Genomic DNA, 17049 nt, shown 5'->3' on the forward strand with positions numbered 1-17049 from the left:
CTATTCGCCTCACGTCTGTAGTAGGATCAAATGAATACTTTTCATACATGGTGCGTATGATGGACATGGCCCCGGGCGCCGACCGGCTCGACCTGCTGCGCACCTTCCTGCGCATCGTCGACGCCGGCAGCCTGTCTGCCGCCGCCGCGCAGCTGGGTACCACCCAGCCCACCGTGAGCCGCCGCCTGCAGGCACTGGAACGGCAACTGGGCCTGCGACTGCTGCACCGGTCCACGCATGGTCTTCAGCTGACCGAGGAGGGCATGCGCTGCCAGCGGCACGCGCAGCGGGTGGTGGAAGAATGGGAAACGCTCCAGGCCGAACTGCAGGGACAACCCGACGTGCTGCGTGGGCGCCTGCGTGTGATGGTGCCGCATGCGTTTGGACAGGCACAGCTGCTGCCGACCATGCTCGCCTTCCTCGCCCGGCATCCACAGTTGAGCCTGGAGTGGATCCTCGAAGACCGGCGCCCGGACTTCATTGCCGAGGGCGTCGACTGTGCGGTGCGGGTCGGCCCGGTGGACGAGCCACGCATGGTCGCGCTGCCGCTGGCCGAAGTCCCACGCATCGTGGTCGCCGCGCCTTCGCTGGTCGATCCCGATGCGGTGACCACCGCTGCACAGGCGCAGGCATTGCCCTGGATCTCCCTCGTCACCTACTACCGCGAACGCCTGCTGCTGCACGACGCACGCGGGCGTCCGCACACACTGTCGATCACGCCGCGCCTGCTCAGTGACAACCTGTTCGTGGTCCAGCAGGCGGCGCGTGCGGGCCTGGGTGCGGCGGTGGTATCGGCCTGGCTGGTCGCCGAGGATCTGGCGCACGGCCGCCTGGTCCAGTTGTTGCCGGGCTGGGAAGCGCCGCCCCTGCCGGTGCATGTGGTGTTTCCTGCCGCGCGCCAGCAGCCGGCGCGGCTGCGCGCCTTCATCGATGCGATGAAGGCCGCCCTGCCGCAGCTGCATGGCATGCGGCCGACTCCCGGTCTCAGTTCAACCGCGCCTTGATCAACGGTCGCAGCAGGTAGTTCAGGACGCTGCGCTTGCCGGTCAGGATGTCCACATCCGCCACCATGCCGGGAATGATCGGCAGGGCCTCGCCGTGCCGCCGCAGCTGGCTGCCATCGGTGCGGATCAGCACCTGGTAGAACGATTCCTTGCCCCGCGGCGTATCCTCCTCGATGGTATCGGCACTGATCTGCTCGACGGTGCCGCTGAGTTCGCCGTAGATGGTGTAGTCATAGGCGGTGATCTTGACCTTGGCCGGCATGCCCGGCACCAGGAACGCGACGTCGCGCGGCTTGACGCGGGCTTCCACCAGCAGCCGTTCCTCCACCGGAATCACCTCCATGATCGGCTCGCCGGGAGGAATCACGCCACCGCGGGTATTGATCAGCACCGTGTTGACCCGCCCACGCACGGGCGACAGGATCTCGGTGCGCCGCAGCTGGTCCTGCCGCTGGTGCACGATCGGCTCCAGTGCGGACAACTCCGCCTTCAGCTTGGAGCGTTCGGTATAGGCTTCCTGGAAATAGGTGTTGCGCAACTCGCTGAGCTTGCCGGTCAACGTGGCGATTTCCTGGGTCAGCTTCAACTCTTCCATCTGGCTGACGGCGTTGCGCGCGACCAGCGGCCGCACGATCCGCAGTTGGTCGCGCGCGATCGACAGCTGCTGGCCGATGGCTGCCGAACTCTGCTGCAATGTCGCACGGCGGGACTGGTACAGCTCCCGCTCCGAACGTGCCAGCGCGCTCCCGGCCGGAATGTCGTCCGGGAACTCGATGGCACCTTTGCCCAGCACCTCCGCATCCAGTCGCGCGATTGCGGCCCGCAGCACCTGCGACTGGTTGGCCGATTCCTCGTAGTTGGTGCGGAAGTGGGTTTCCTCCAGCCGCACCAGCGGCTGGCCCACTTCGACCAGGTCTCCCTCCTTCACCAGCAGGCGATCGAGGATGCCGCCTTCCAGGCTCTGGATCTTCTGCATGCGGCTGTACGGCACCACCCTGCCCTCGCCACGGGTCACCTGGTCCAGCTGCGCAAGCGCGGCCCAGCCCACGGCGATGGCCACCGTCGCCAGCAGCACCCACAACAGCGGTCGGTACACGGGATGCGTGGACGCCAGCAGTGGATCCGCAAGCTCGCGCCGCAGTCGCTGCGAACGCTTCTGCCGCTCAACCATGATGTCCTCCTGCGACCGCGGCGATCGGCTGCACCTGGTTGCCCTGCACCACCTGCTCCAATGGGCCGTCCATGATGATCCTGCCGTTGCGCATCACCACGGCACGCTCGACGAGGGCCAGCATGCTGCGCTTGTGGGTGGTCAGTACCAGCGTGCGCTGGCCGAGCCAACGCTGCAGGAACTGGATGACATGGGTCTCGCTCTGCTGGTCGAAGGCGGCGGTGGGCTCATCCAGCAGCACGACAGGCGGATCCTGCAGGATCACCCGGGCCAGGCCGATGGCCTGGCGCTGGCCACCGGACAGGCTGCCGTTGCCCATCACCAGCTGGTCCAGCCCCAACGGATTGCCGCGCACGAAAGGCCCCATGCCCACCGCATCCAGCGCCTCCAGCAGCTCATCATCCCGCCAGGCGGCACCTTCCAGATTGAGGTTGTCGCGCAGGCTGCCATGGAACAGCGCCACGTCCTGCGGCAGATAACCAATGTTGCGTGCACGGTCACCGGGATCGATCTGTGCCAGCGCCACGTCGTCCAGCAACAGGCGTCCCTGCTGCGGCGTCACCAGTCCGGACAGAACACGCAGCAGGCTGGACTTGCCCGCACCGTTGCCGCCCAGCAGCGCCACACGCTGCCCAGGTGCGATGGACAGCGCATGCACGTCGACCACCCACGGCCCTTCGCCCAGCGCCAGGCGGACATCGTGCAGCTGGTAGGCACCCTGCAGGCGCGACCGGTGCACGAAGCGGGCACCCTGTGGGCGCTCCTGCTCGGCGCCCATCAACTGGTCCAGCCCCTCCATGGCGACGCGGGTGTGCTGCCAGCGCCCCAGCACCGCCGCAACCTGCGCCAGCGGCGCGATCGCCCGCGATGACAGGATCGAGCACGCCACCAGTGCGCCCACGGTCATCGCACCGTCATTGATGCGGTAGACACCGAAGGCGACCACACCCACATACGCAAGCTGCTGCACCACGGCCGCGCCATGGCTGAGGCTGGCGGTGAGCGTACTTGTCTTCAACGCCGTTCCCGCCAGCTGCGCCGTCAGGCTTTCCCAGTGCTTCAGGCTGCGGCCTTCGGCACGCGTGGCCTTTACTGATTCCAGGTGTTCAAAGGCCTCCAGCAGCACGCTGTTCTTCATCGCCCCTTCGCGCAGATTCTGCCGCGACAGCTCACCCAGCCGGCGCTGCGCGAGCACGCCCGGCAGCACCATCAGGACACAGGCCACCACCGGCACCCAGACCACATGCCCACCGATCAGCGCGATCAGCAGCAGGAACACGAACACGAACGGCAGGTCGCTGAGCAGCGCAGCGGTGGACGAGGTGAAGAAATCACGCACGCCCTCAAACTCGCGCACCTGCGTACTGAATGCCCCCATCGACGCCGGCTTGGCGTTGATCCGGGTACCGAGCACGCGGGCGAACAGCAGCGTTCCCAGCTGCAGGTCCATGCGCTTGCCGAGCACATGCAGCAGCTGCCCGCGCAGGACGCGCAGCACCCCTTCGATGATGACCGCCAGGGCAACGCCACTGGCCAGCACCCACAGCGTGTCGAACGCTGCCACCGGCACCACCCGGTCATAGACCTGCATGGCGAATATCGCCGTCGCGATGGCCAGCAGGTTGGCCACGAATGCGGCGGCCCCCACCTCGACATAGGAGCGCCACAGCTGACGCAGTGGCCCGTAGAACCAGTGCTCGCCCCGGCCCGCGGCGAAATCGCCGACCCGGCCATCCGAGCGGAAGCGCGGTTTGGCGAACACTGCCGTACCACTGTACAGCGCCTGCAGTGGCTGCAGCGGCATGGCCTGTGTGCCACCCTCGGCCTGTGGCACCTCCACCTGCGCCTGGTCATCGCTGATCGCCGTCAACAACAGCGTGTTCCCATTGTTCAGCAGCAGCAGGACCGGCAGCAGATAGGCGTCGATGTCGGTCAGCTCGAAGGCCTCCACGCGCGCGTTCAGGTCCGCCCGCCGCAGCGCGCGTGGCACCCGCTGCAATGGCAGCCGCCCCTGCTCCAGAGCAATGCCGTCAACCAGCTCGGCAGCACCCAGTGGCCGGCCCAGCCGCTCGCACAGCAGCAGCAGGCCATCCTGCAGCGGGTCGCGCGGCGTGTTGCCGCTGCCGGTGGTAGTCGATTCAATGCGCGGCGTCTGCATGCGTCCTCCCTCCAAGCAACTCACCCAGCTGCCCGATCTGGGCGGCAGCGCGATAATCGATACGGACCCGCTCCATGCGCAGAGTTGCCAGCTGGCGTTCGGCCTCCATCCGCTCGCGCTGCACGCTGAGCAGATCGATGATGTCGCGGCGTCCGACCTGGAACTGGTCGTGATACAGGCCGCCGACGTGCGTGGACTCCTCCACCTGTTGCTGCAGCGCCTGCTCACGCAGTACCAGCGCATCGGCGTTGTCGAACAAGGTGCGCATCTTGCGCCGCAGATCACGGCGGGTGGCGTCGGCACTCCACTGCGCCGCCTCCAGTCGCTGCCGGGCCGCCGCCGGCCGCTGGAAATTGCTGAAGCCGCGCAGGACATCCATGCGCAGGCGCAGCGAAACCACCGAATCGTTCTCCATCTGGCCGCCGATCTCGCGGCGCAGCGCCGATGCCTCCACGTTGAGCTGTGGCTTCAATGCCGCGCGCGATTCGGCCAGCTCCGCCTCGGCTGCCGCGGCATCCTCGCGCGATTCCCGCAGCAGCGGCGCGGCCTCGATTGCTGCATCCAGGCCGTCACGCTGCCACGCCCGCCGTCCGGCAGGCAGGTCCGGCGCCTGCAGCGGGCCAGGATCCCGGCCCAGCAGCAGGGCCAGCTGGTTGTTGGCATCGCGCAAGGCGCCTTCCTCGAACGCCAGCTGGTCCTGGCCGCGGGCGAACTCCAGCTGCGCGCGATCCAGCTCGGTGCGGTCGGCGTAGCCGCTGCCGCTGCGGTCGCGGGCCATGCCGCGGACGCCCTCGATCCGCTGCAGGAAGTCACGCACGGCCACCACTCTTTCGCGGGCGACCAGCACGTCCAGGTAGGTCTCGATGATATCCAGCGCTGCGTCGTCCCGGGCGACCTCCAGCGCTGCCAGATAGCGGCGCTGGGTCGCACTGGCGGCCTCGACCTGGCTGCGCGTCCGGCCCCAGTCGAACAGCATCTGCGACAGCGTGACGTCGTACACCATTTCGGACATGTGTCCGGCCTGCGGTCCGCCGGAGATCTGCAGTGCGGGAAAGTAGCCCCCCCGTGCGATTTTCACGTCGGTGCCTGCCCGTTCCGCTTCGCTCAGCGCCGCACGCACCCGGGGATGGATCGCCAGTCCGGTCTGCACAGCCTGCTCCACACTCATCGCACTGGCCCCCGCCGGCAGGCCGCACAGCAGGAGGAGCGCGAACGCTCCTCCTGCCCACCGCCTTCGGCTCCGCCGTTGCGGCATCAGGCCACCACCTGCACCGAGTTGTCCTCCACCAGCAGCGTGGTGCTGCCAAAGGTGTACACGTCGTAGGTCACACCATTGATCAACTGGGTGGTTCCGGTGTTGACCGCACCGATGACGTTCAGCACATCGTTGCTCTCGCCGGTGATCTGCAGCGTGTCGTTGCCATCGGTGATCGCCGCCACCTCCGCCGCAGTGAGGGTGAGCACGCTGCCCGAATCTCCCGTGCCCAGATCGATGCGCTCGATGTTGCTGAGCGTGCCCACACCAGCCGAGTTGTAGTCCAGGTCGATGCCATTGGCCAGGATCAGGGTGTCGAATCCAGCCCCTCCATCGATGCTGACGAAGTTGGTGGCGGTGATCTGGATCGCGTCGTCGCCGTTGCCGGCGACCACGTGATCGCCGCTGCCGACGTTGAAGATCAGATCGCTGCCATCGCCGCCGTTGATGTGCTCGGAACTGCCGTTGGCGCCGGACAGTACGTCATTTCCGGATGTACCGTTGACATCGATCTGACCGATGTTCAACGACAGGCCGTTCGGACTCAGCGTGACGCCGTAGGCAGCGCTGTCGTTGCCGTTGGAATCGGTAGATACCAGATTGAAGGATATCTGCGACCCAAGGTTGAGGATATCGGTGATGTTCAACCCGAGCTGGCTGAGGATGGTCGGACTGAGCAGGTTCAGCGAGAAGTTGCCGGAGGAATCGGCCTGGATCGGCAGCAGCTCGACGTTCAGCGCGGGCGTGATCACCCGGATCACAACGCTCGAATCCGGCTCGGTGGTGCCACTGAAGCCAAAGCGCGGACTGAGAGGATTGAGGCTGACGTCCACCCCGAAGTTGCCGATGGTGACCGGCTGTTCGATGCTGGTGCCGATGCCGATGCTGGCCACGTTGCTCGGATTGCCAGCCGGATCACTGCCCACGACCGACACCTGTGCGTTGAGCAGCTGGTCCCAGGTGAAGTCGATATCCAGATCGGTGAGCAGGTTCAGCGACGCCAGGCCACTGTTGTCGGCGGTGACCGTCGCCGTGGCCGTCACACCTCCTACCGTCAGTGTGACCGTCAACTCGGTGCCGGGTTCGGCGGAAATGGTCAGCAGATTGCCGACCAGCGACAGCACCGGGGTTGCGGGTGGAACCGTATCGATGGTGAAGGCTTCCGGCGCCGATGCGGTGCCACCGGCGACTTCGGCGGTGATGGTCGATGCGCCTTCCGGGAACGGCCCCATGCCAGCGGGCGGCGTCAAGGTCACGGTCACCGAACCGGCCGCGATGTCCGCAGCGGTCAGGGTGTGGCTGACATCGGCCTCGTAGCCGTTCTGGCCCGCGAACCTGACGGTGATGACCTGCCCGACCTGCATCGTCGGGCGAACGGTCACGTCGACCTGGATGCCGTCGCCGATTTCCGCAGCATTGATCCACGTGTCGGCGGCCTCCGGCACGCTGATGTCCGGTGGCGCAAGATCGGGGGCATTGATCGTCGCCGGACCGCTGGTATTGCCCGCCAGATCGATCGCCACCGCAGAGATCAGCTCGCCGGCAATCAACGGTGGTGCGAACGGCAGGCTGAAGTTGCCGCTGCCATCCACATTGACGGTGATCGGATTCGCGGTGTCTCCATTGACCACAATCCGGACCTGGCTGTTGGGCTCGGCCGTGCCGCTCAGCAGCGTACCGTCAGCACTCACGCTGAGCAGCGGCGCCGGCGGCGCCACGGCGTCCACCGTGGTGGTGGCCGGGCCGCTGTTGTTGCCCGCCGCATCCTGGGCCACCGCGTTGATCACGGTGCCATCGGGCAGCGGCGCTCCAGGAGTGAAGCCCCAGTTGCCGCTGCCATCGGCGGTGGTTTCGCCGATGGGATCGCCGTTGCCATCGGTCAGGATCACTGTTGCACCGGCTTCAGCGGTGCCAGTGATGACGCTGCCGTTGCTCGGATCGATCACCGGGGCCGGCGGCGCCACCGCATCCACCGTGGTGGTGGCCGGGCCGCTGCTATTGCCTGCGGGATCCTGTGCCACCGCGTTGATCACGGTGCCGTCGGGCAGCGGCGCTCCAGGGGTGAAGCTCCAGTTGCCACTGCCATCGGCGATAACTTGCCCGATCGGATCGCCATTGCCATCGGTGAGGATCACCGTGGCGCCGGCTTCAGCCGTACCGCTGATGACGCTGCCATTGCTCGGATCGATCACCGGGGCCGGCGGCGCCACCGCATCCACCGTGGTGGTGGCCGGGCCGCTGGTATTGCCTGCGGGATCCTGTGCCACCGCGTTGATCACGGTGCCGTCGGGCAGCGGCGCTCCAGGAGTGAAGCTCCAGTTGCCGCTGCCATCGGCGATAGCCTGCCCGATCGGATCGCCGTTGCCATCGGTGAGGATCACCGTGGCACCCGCTTCGGCCGTGCCAGTGATGACACTGCCGTTGCTCGGATCGATCACCGGGGCCGGCGGCGCCACCGCATCCACCGTGGTGGTGGCCGGGCCGCTGGTATTGCCTGCGGGATCCTGTGCCACCGCGTTGATCACGGTGCCATCGGGCAGCGGCGCTCCAGGGGTGAAGCTCCAGTTGCCGCTGCCATCGGCGGTGGTTTCGCCGATGGGATCGCCGTTGCCATCGGTGAGGATCACCGTGGCGCCGGCTTCAGCCGTACCGCTGATGACGCTGCCGTTGCTCGGGTCGATCACCGGTGCCGGCGGCGCCACCGCATCCACCGTGGTGGTGGTAGGGCCACTGCTATTGCCTGCGGGATCCTGTGCCACCGCGTTGATCACGGTGCCGTCGGGCAGCGGCGCACCAGGAGTGAAGCTCCAGTTGCCACTGCCATCGGCGATAGCTTGCCCGATCGCATCGCCATTGCCATCGGTGAGGATCACCGTGGCGCCGGCTTCAGCCGTACCGCTGATGACGCTGCCGTTGCTCGGATCGATCACCGGGGCCGGCGGCGCCACCGCATCCACCGTGGTGGTGGCCGGGCCGCTGGTATTGCCTGCGGGATCCTGTGCCACCGCGTTGATGACGGTGCCGTCGGGCAGCGGCGCACCAGGAGTGAAGCTCCAGTTGCCGCTGCCATCGGCGATAGCCTGCCCGATCGGGTTGCCACTGCCATCGGTGAGGATCACCGTGGCGCCGGCTTCAGCCGTGCCGCTGATGACGCTGCCGTTGCTCGGGTCGATCACCGGGGCCGGCGGCGGCACAGCGTCCACCGTGGTGGTGGCCGGGCCGCTGCTATTGCCTGCGGGATCCTGCGCCACCGCGTTGATCACGGTGCCCTCGGGCAGCGGCGCACCGGGAGTGAAGCTCCAGTTGCCGCTGCCATCGGCGGTGGTTTGGCCGATGGGATCGCCGTTGCCATCGGTCAGGATCACTGTTGCACCGGCTTCAGCGGTGCCAGTGATGACGCTGCCGTTGCTCGGGTCGATCACCGGTGCCGGCGGCGCCACCGCATCGACGGTGGTGCTGACCGGGCCGCTGCTATTGCCCGCCGCATCCTGCGCCACCGCGTTGATCACGGTGCCGTCGGGCAGCGGCGTAGCCGGGGTGAAGCTCCAGTTGCCGCTGCCATCGGCGATGGCTTCGCCGATGGGATCACCGTTGCCGTCGATCAGGATCACCTTCACGCCGGGCTCGACGGTGCCGGTGATCACCGTGCCGTTGCTGGCATCGAGCGTCGGCGCCGAGGGCGCGACCGCATCGACGGTCGTGCTGACCGGGCTGCTGTTGTTGCCGGCCGCGTCGCGCGCCAGTGCATTGATGACGGTGCCATCGGGCAGAGGCGTGCCGGGCGTGAACGACCAGTTGCCACTGCCATCGGCGATGGTCTGCCCAATCGGAATACCGTTGCCGTCAGTGAGGATCACTGTCGCACCGGCTTCGGCGGTGCCGCTGATGACGCTGCCGTTGCTCGCGTCGATCGTCGGTGCCGGCGGCGCGACCGAATCAACCGTGGTACTGGCCGGGCCGCTGCCGTTGCCCGCCGCATCCTGTGCCACCGCAGTGATCACCGTGCCATTCGGCAACGGTGTAGCCGGCGTGTAGCTCCAGTTGCCGGCGCCATCGGCGGTGGTCTGGCCGATCGGGTTGCCGCTGCCATCGGTCAGGATCACTGTGGCACCGGCTTCGGCTGTACCGCTCACCACACTGCCGTTGCTCGGGTCGAGCACCGGCGCCGGCGGCGCCACCGTATCCACGGTGGTCGTGGCCGGGCCACTCGCGTTGCCTGCCGCATCCTGGGCCACCGCCGTGATCACGGTGCCATCGGGCAGCGGCGTGCCGGGCGTGAACGACCAGTTGCCACTGCCATCGGCGGTGGTCTGCCCGATCGGATCGCCATTGCCATCGGTCAGGACCACCGTCGCGCCGGCTTCGGCGGTACCGCTGATCACCGCACCGTTGCTGGCGTTGATCACCGGCGCCGGCGGCGCCACCGCATCGACGGTGGTACTGGCGGGGCCGCTGCTGTTGCCGGCCGGGTCCGTCGCGATGGCGTTGACCACCGTGCCATCGGGCAATGGCGTGGCCGGAGTGAAGCTCCAGTTGCCACTGCCATCGGCCGTGGTCTGCCCGATCGGGTTGCCGCTGCCATCGGTGAGGATCACCGTGGCACCCGCTTCTGCCGTACCGCTTACCACACTGCCGTTGCTCGGGTCGATCACCGGTGCCGGCGGTGCGACCGCGTCCACCGTGGTGCTTGCCGGGCCACTGGTGTTGCCCGCCGCATCCTGGGCGACCGCAGTGATCACCGTTCCGTCCGGCAGCGCTGTGGCGGGGGTGAAGCTCCAGTTGCCGCTGCCATCGGCCGTGGTCTGCCCGATCGGGTTGCCGTTGCCATCGGTGAGAATCACTATCGCACCGGCTTCGGCGGTGCCGCTGATCACCACGCCGTTGCTGGCGTTGATGATCGGTGCCGGCGGTGCCAGCGCATCCACGGTGATGCTGGCCGGGCCACTGCTGTTGCCGGCCGGGTCCGTCGCGATGGCGTTGACCACCGTGCCGTCGGGCAATGGCGTGGCCGGGGTGAAGCTCCAGTTGCCGCTGCCATCGGCCGTGGTCTGCCCGATCGGAGTGCCGCTGCCGTCGGTCAGCACGATGACTGCATTGGCTTCTGCAGTGCCACTGATCTCGACCCCATTGCTGGGATCGATCACGGGCGCCGGCGGCGCAACGCCATCGATGGTGATGGCCGCCGGCGCACTGTCGACACCCGAAGGACTGCGCGCGATCACGTTGACCACGGTCCCATCGGGCAGCGGTACGCCCGGGGTGAACGACCAGTTGCCACTGCCATCAGCCGTGACCTGGCCGATCGGGTTGCCGCTGCCATCGGTGATGATGACCGTATTGCCCGGATCTGCAGTACCGCTGATCACCGAGCCGTTGCTGGGATCGATCAGCGGAATCGAGGGCAACGAGCTGTCGACGGTGGTGCTTGCCGGTGCGCTGGTGTTGCCTGCGGCATCGGTCGCGGTGACGTTGACCACCGTGCCATCGGGCAGCGGCGTGGCGGGGCTGAAGCTCCAGTTGCCGCTGCCGTCGACAGTGGCCTGCCCGATCGGATTGCCGTCGCCGTCGGTCAGCGTCACGGTGCTGTTCGGTTCGGCAGTGCCGGTAAGGACGCTGCCATTGCTGGCATTGACGACCGGGGTTGGCGGCGCCACTGCGTCGACCGTGGTGCTGCCTTGCGGGCCGGTGTTGCCGGCCGCATCCTGCGCGACCGCGTTGACCACCGTCCCGTCAGGCAGTGCCGTGGCCGGGGTGAAGCTCCAGTTGCCGCTGCCATCGGCAGTGGTCTGTCCGATCGGGTTGCCATTGCCATCGGTGAGGATCACCGTGGCGCCGGCCTCGGCGGTGCCGGTGATCGTCGTGCCATTGCTCGGTTCGAGCACGGGGGCCGGCGGCGGCAGCGCATCGACGGTGATGGCCGCCTGGGGACCGGTATTGCCGGTGGCATCGGTGGCGGTCGCCACGATCACCGTCCCGTCCGGCAGCGGCGTGCCGGGAGTGAAGCTCCAGTTGCCACTGCCGTCGGCGGTGACCTGGCCAATCGGATTGCCGCTGCCATCGGTCAGGATGACCGTGCTGCCAGCTTCGGCAGTACCACTGACGGTGGTGCCGTTGCTGGGATCGATGACCGGCGCCGGCGGCGCACTGGCATCGACAGAGACGGTGGCCGGCGGACTGGTATTGCCTGCCGCGTCCACCGCCACGGCCGTGACGACGGTGCCATCCGGCAGCGGGGTGGCCGGCGTGTAGCTCCAGTTGCCGCTGCCATCGACGGTGACCTCCGCGATCAGGCCACCGTTGCCATCAGTGAGGATGATCGTGCTGTTGGGCTCGGCGGTACCGCTGACCGTGTTGCCGTTGCTGGGATTCAGCACCGGCGTCGCCGGTGGCAGCGCGTCCACGGTGATGCTGGTCGCGCCGCTGGTATTGCCAGAGGCATCGGTGGCGGTCGCGCTGACGACGCTGCCATCGGGCAGCGGCGTAGCGAGCGGGAACGACCAGTTGCCGTTGCTGTCGACCGGGGCCTGACCGAAGGGATTACCGCTGCCATCGATCAACGTGACGACACTGCCCGGCTCGGCCGTGCCAGTGAGCGTGATGCCATTGCTCGGGTTGACCACGGGTGCGGCAGGTGCGACGGCATCGACCGTGATCGACGAAGGCGCACTGGTGTTGCCGGTGGCATCGGTGGCCGTGGCGTTGATCACGGTGCCATCAGGAAGCGGCGTCGCCGGAGTGAAGGTCCAGTCGCCAAAGCCATCGGCGGTGACCTGCGCAATGAGATTGCCATTGCCGTCGGTGAGCGTCACCGTGCTTCCCGGCTCGGCGGTGCCTACGATCAGGGTGCCATTGCTGACGTCGAGCACGGGCGCCGACGGCGCCTGCGAGTCGATGGTGACGCTGCTGCCGACGCTGGCGTTGCCGGAGCCATCCACTGACACGGCGTTGACCACCGTCCCGTTGGGCAGCGGCGTGGCGGGCGTGTAGCTCCAGTTGCCGCTTCCATCCACCGTTACGCTGGCAATCGGATCACCATTGCCATCGGTGAGGATCACCCTGCTGCCAGGCTCGGCGGTGCCAGTGACTGCGCTGCCGTTGCTCAGGTTCAGCACAGGCGCGGCCGGTGGCACCGCATCCACCGTGGTGCCGCCCTGCCCGCCGGTGTTGCCTGCTGCGTCGGTGGCGGTGGCATTGATCACGGTACCGTCCGGCAGTGGCGTGGCCGGGGTGAAGCTCCAGTTGCCGTTGCCGTCAGTGGTGGTCTGGCCTATCGGAGTGCCGCTGCCGTCAGTCAGCGTCACGGTACTGCCGGGCTCGGCGGTACCGCTGATGCTCGTGCCGTTGCTGGGGAGCACGACCGGGGCGGCGGGTGCGACCGCATCAACGATGATGCTGGCGCCGGGGCCGGTGTTGCCGGTGGCGTCCGTGGCACTGGCGTTGACCACGGTGCCGTTCGGAAGCGGTGTGGCCGGGGTGAAGCTCCAGTCACCGTTGCCGTCGGCGGTGACCTGCCCGATCGGATTACCGTTGCCATCGGTCAAGGTGACCGTGCTGCCGGGCTCGGCGGTTCCGCTAAGCGTGGTGCCGTTGCTGGCCTCGAGTATGGGCGCGGCAGGCGGCTGCGAATCCACGGTGACCGTTGCCGGCGGGCTGCTGTTGCCTGAGGCATCCTGGGCAACCACCGTGACCACCGTGCCATCGGGCAGCGGCGTGCCGGGGGTATAGCTCCAGTTGCCGCTGCCATCGACGGCGACTTCCGCAATCGGATTGCCGTTGCCGTCGGTCAGCACCACCGTGCTTCCGGGCTCGGCGGTGCCCGTGAGCGTGCCGCCATTGCTGGGCTCCACGGTAGGCGTGGACGGCGCGACCGCATCGACCGTGATGCTTCCCTGGCCGCTGGTGTTGCCGGCCGGATCGGTTGCGGTGGCATTCACCACCGTGCCGTCCGGCAACGGCGTGCCCGGGGTGAAACTCCAGTGGCCATCGCCATCGGCGGTGACCTGGCCGATCGGGTTGCCATTGCCGTCGATGAGGGTCACCGTGCTGCCGGCCTCGGCGGTACCGCTGATCGTCGTGCCGTTGCTTGGATCGATGACCGGTGCGGCAGGCGCAACGCCATCAATGGTGATCGACGTGGCGGGGCTGGTATTGCCGGCCGCATTCTGGGCCACGGCAGTGACCACGGTTCCATCAGCAAGCGCCGCAGGCGGCGTGAAGCTCCAGTTGCCGCTCGCATCCGCTACCGTCTGGCCGATCGGATTGCCATCGCCATCCGTAAGCAGGATGGTCAGGCCCGCGCCCGCCGTTCCGGAAATCACACTGCCATTGCTGGCATTCACCAGCGGCGCGTCGGGATAGTCGGGCGCCTGCACCGTGACCGGCGGACTGCTGTTGCCGGCCGGATCGGTCACTACCACGCTGATCGTCTCGCCTTGGGTCAGCGGTGGATCCAGTGGCACCGTGAACTGGCCGTCGCCGCCGATCACCACGGTGGCATCGGGCTGGCCATCGCCATCGGTATCCACGCCCACCGTTGCTCCCGGCTCACCGCTGCCGCTGATGCTGCTGCCGTCGTCAGCCACCACCACGTTGCTGGCCGCTGCAGGCGGTGTCGTATCGGGGGCCGTCGCCTGCCCCGGTCCGCTCACGTTGCCGGCGGCATCGACCAGCGTCACGCTGACGCTCTCGCCGTTGGTCAACGGCGGCGACAGGGTGACACTGAATCGCCCATCGGCACCCACCGTTCCGGTCGCATCAGGCTGCCCGTCACCATTGGTATCGACGCGCACCGTGGCACCGACTTCACCGCTGCCGGTAAGCGTCCGGCCGTCTGCACTGAATGCCAGCCCGGTGGGTGCGGCCGGCGGCGTGGTATCGGGTACCGGGGGATTCTGCGGTGGATTCGCCGATCCGCCACCACCACCGCCGCCGCTGTCGGCCAACGCCACCGCTGCGCCGACCGCGGCCAGCCCGCCCAGCACCATCGCGCCGCTGATGCCACTGCCCGCGCCCGCGCCCGCTGCCGTCAGCGAGTCGAATCCAGCCAGCGTCTCCTGCGGCAGATAGCTCGCCGCCAACGGCCCATCGCTGGCCACCACCGGCAGATCGACGGCCACGAGCTTCTTGTCATCCACCAGGAACAGATGGCTGGGCGATTGTCCTTCAGCATAGAAGTTGACGATGCGGACGTTCTCGCCGGTCTTCAGCTGCACCACGAGATCCTGGCCGTCCTTCACGTAGCCGGCGACCTGGTCTGGATCGATGTCCAGTGCGACGTTGCTGCTCTGCTGCAGCGTCACGACATCATTGCGGACGGTGGTGGCGGCGGTATCGGAGCTGATCGATTCGCTTGCCGGGACAACCTTGACGCGGATGGCCATGGGACATTCCTCTCTACAGGCGCACCGCCATGCGCACAACGACGTCACGCACAGCGATCACGCTGGCACGGCGGCACGGAATGGATATGTTTTCGCGCGAAGCCACCGCCAACGGGCAAAACGCCTGCTGCCGGATACGTGCTTCGGAATCTTCAGGCGACCGGATGCAGCGATGCGACGCGCCCGGTCGTGGTGCGATGCAGCGCTACAGCGTGGGCGCGAGATGCAGATGCATGACGACAATCCTCTTGTCTGGAATCGCCGACGCGCGTTCAGCGACGCGGTCAGGGCCGTCGGACGTCGGCCATTGCTCCCCGTCCGCTGCGGGAGGGTATACACCGCGTCGAAGTGAACGTTCCATGCAGATTGCGTGCATGCGGCCTTCATTGCGTGGGCCATTGAAAGCTCTGTGACGCAGTTGGCACGTCATTACGCTGGAACACCCGTTTTCACGGGAAAAAAATGCGATCCAAATTGACGCTTCAGGCTCGTTTTGCGCAGCGCAAAACGAACGAAGGAACGGTCGGGAGTGCCCGCAGCAACGTGTGGCGACTCCCCCGTTCCCCTCATCACTACAACGATGACTGCGTTCAGTCCGCTGATCGGGCCTTGTCTGCTTCATCGTTCCACGCGGCCACGCGCGCGCGGGTGTCGGCCAGCATCTTGTCCAGCGCTGCACGATCATGCACGTGGCCGCGCAGGATCACGCTGTCGATCTTCCGGGTCCCGGCGATGTCCTGCAGCGGATTGGCGGTGAGCAGTACCAGGTCCGCGGCCTTGCCCGTGGTCACGCTGCCGTAGCGGTCCATCTGCCCGAACCAGGCCGGGCCAGACCGCGTGGCCGCTGACAGGGCCTGGGGCGGTGTCAGCCCTTCCTGCACGAACAGCTGCAGTTCCTGGTGCAGTCCGATCCCGGGATAGTTGAACGAATTGAGGAAGCCGGCGTCGGTGCCGGCAATGATCGTCACACCCGCTTCCTGAAGCATCGGCAGCACCGCGGCCACCTGCCGGTACTGCGCGTGCCGCGCCTGGATCTGTGCCGGCGTGGCCTTGGCCGCGCGTTCCACGCGCCACTGGTAAGTGGCACGCAGGCCTGGGCCGATGTAGGCCAGATAGGGATCGTGGGCATGATCGTCCTGGTCGAGGAAGTCGAGAATGCGTCCGCCGTTGAGTGTGGGCGTCACGAACACGCCTCGACGGGCGAAATCACGATACGCGCGCATCGCGGTGTCACGGTCGAAACTGGCATCCAGCTGCCGATTCGCTTCCGTACGATCGATACGTCCGGCGCCGAAATCGGCTGCAATCCGCGCCTCATCCCTGCTGCCCGCCTTGAACGCATAGTCCAGGTGTTCGATCGACGCCAGGCCAGCATCGACCGCCTGCTCCACGGTCAGCGCCATTGGGATATGGCCCGATGCCCTGAATCCTGCCTTGCGCGCGGCGGCAGCCGAGTACAGGAACAGTTCCGGCGTCAGCGTACTGTCCGTGATCTTGACGAAGTCGACCTTGTCGCGCTGCAGGCGCGTGATCGCCTGATCGGCATCGGCGCGGCTGCCGACTTCGATCGTCCCCTTCCAGACCGGCTTGATGCCTTCGATCTTGGCGCCGGAGCTGAGCAGGCGTGGACCGAACAGTGTGCCGGCGGAGATCTCGCCACGCCACTGCAGCACCTGCTGCGGCAGATCACCCGAACAGTCGCGCACGGTGGTGATGCCATGGGCGACGTACAGCGGCAGCAGTGCCTTGTTCTCTTCGATCAGCGCAGGGCCTCCACCGAAGTGCACATGCATGTCCCACAGTCCCGGAATCAGGTACTTCCCCTGCGCATCCAGCTGCCGGTCCGCGCGCCACTGGCCCTCCAGCCCTGCGTCAGGGCCGACCGCAACAATCGTCTCGCCGCGGATCACCACGCTCTGCCCCGGCAGGGTGCGGGCGTGCTCCACATCGACCACGGTGGCATTGCGGATCAGCAGATCGGCACGTTCGGCTGCAGCAGCGGACAGCGGTGCGCAGGCGAACAGCACAGCAAGGGACAACGGGCGGAAACAGAACATGGACAACATCCTGGTAGGCACGGC

At 67.3% G+C, this 17049-nt stretch carries 6 protein-coding genes; 1 reads left to right on the forward strand and 5 read right to left on the reverse strand.

Translation table 11 applies throughout. The features are described from left to right. Positions 1 to 56: 56 nt before the first annotated feature. Complete coding sequence (locus N8888_RS10730; protein WP_317629493.1) at positions 57 to 1004, forward strand: LysR family transcriptional regulator; 948 nt, start codon at positions 57 to 59, stop codon at positions 1002 to 1004. Here the strand turns inward: N8888_RS10730 and N8888_RS10735 are convergent. The 5 genes from N8888_RS10735 to N8888_RS10755 all read right to left on the reverse strand — a co-directional run bounded on the left by N8888_RS10735 (position 985) and on the right by N8888_RS10755 (position 17025). After that, a complete protein-coding gene (locus tag N8888_RS10735) occupies positions 985 to 2175 on the reverse strand; it encodes a beta-barrel domain-containing protein (protein WP_005414746.1) in 1191 nt (396 codons plus the stop codon). The two genes, N8888_RS10730 and N8888_RS10735, sit on opposite strands and share 20 nt — an antisense overlap. After that, entirely contained in the window at positions 2168 to 4333 is a 2166-nt protein-coding gene (locus N8888_RS10740) for a type I secretion system permease/ATPase (protein WP_111185940.1), read from the reverse strand. The genes N8888_RS10735 and N8888_RS10740 overlap by 8 nt, the downstream gene beginning before the upstream one ends. Beyond that, positions 4314 to 5483, reverse strand: coding sequence for a TolC family protein (locus tag N8888_RS10745; protein ID WP_239519805.1), 1170 nt, complete (start codon positions 5481 to 5483; stop codon positions 4314 to 4316). The genes N8888_RS10740 and N8888_RS10745 overlap by 20 nt, the downstream gene beginning before the upstream one ends. Positions 5484 to 5587: 104 nt before the next feature. Continuing rightward, entirely contained in the window at positions 5588 to 14968 is a 9381-nt protein-coding gene (locus tag N8888_RS10750) for an Ig-like domain-containing protein (RefSeq protein ID WP_263174615.1), read from the reverse strand. A 590-nt stretch (positions 14969 to 15558) separates the two neighbouring features. After that, the gene (locus tag N8888_RS10755) at positions 15559 to 17025 is read right to left on the reverse strand and encodes an amidohydrolase family protein (protein ID WP_263174617.1); all 1467 of its coding nucleotides are present in this window, start codon (positions 17023 to 17025) and stop codon (positions 15559 to 15561) included. Positions 17026 to 17049 lie beyond the last annotated feature (24 nt).

It is taken from the genome of Stenotrophomonas maltophilia (assembly GCF_025642255.1).
GTDB lineage: Bacteria > Pseudomonadota > Gammaproteobacteria > Xanthomonadales > Xanthomonadaceae > Stenotrophomonas > Stenotrophomonas maltophilia_P.

What these genes read in the sequence shown, in the direction of transcription:
- N8888_RS10735 (WP_005414746.1), bottom strand. Translation starts at nt 2,175, where the DNA reads ATGGTTGAGCGGCAGAAGCGTTCGCAGCGACTGCGGCGCGAGCTTGCG.
- N8888_RS10730 (WP_317629493.1), top strand. Translation starts at nt 57, where the DNA reads ATGATGGACATGGCCCCGGGCGCCGACCGGCTCGACCTGCTGCGCACC.
- N8888_RS10740 (WP_111185940.1), bottom strand. Translation starts at nt 4,333, where the DNA reads ATGCAGACGCCGCGCATTGAATCGACTACCACCGGCAGCGGCAACACG.
- N8888_RS10755 (WP_263174617.1), bottom strand. Translation starts at nt 17,025, where the DNA reads ATGTTCTGTTTCCGCCCGTTGTCCCTTGCTGTGCTGTTCGCCTGCGCA.
- N8888_RS10750 (WP_263174615.1), bottom strand. Translation starts at nt 14,968, where the DNA reads ATGGCCATCCGCGTCAAGGTTGTCCCGGCAAGCGAATCGATCAGCTCC.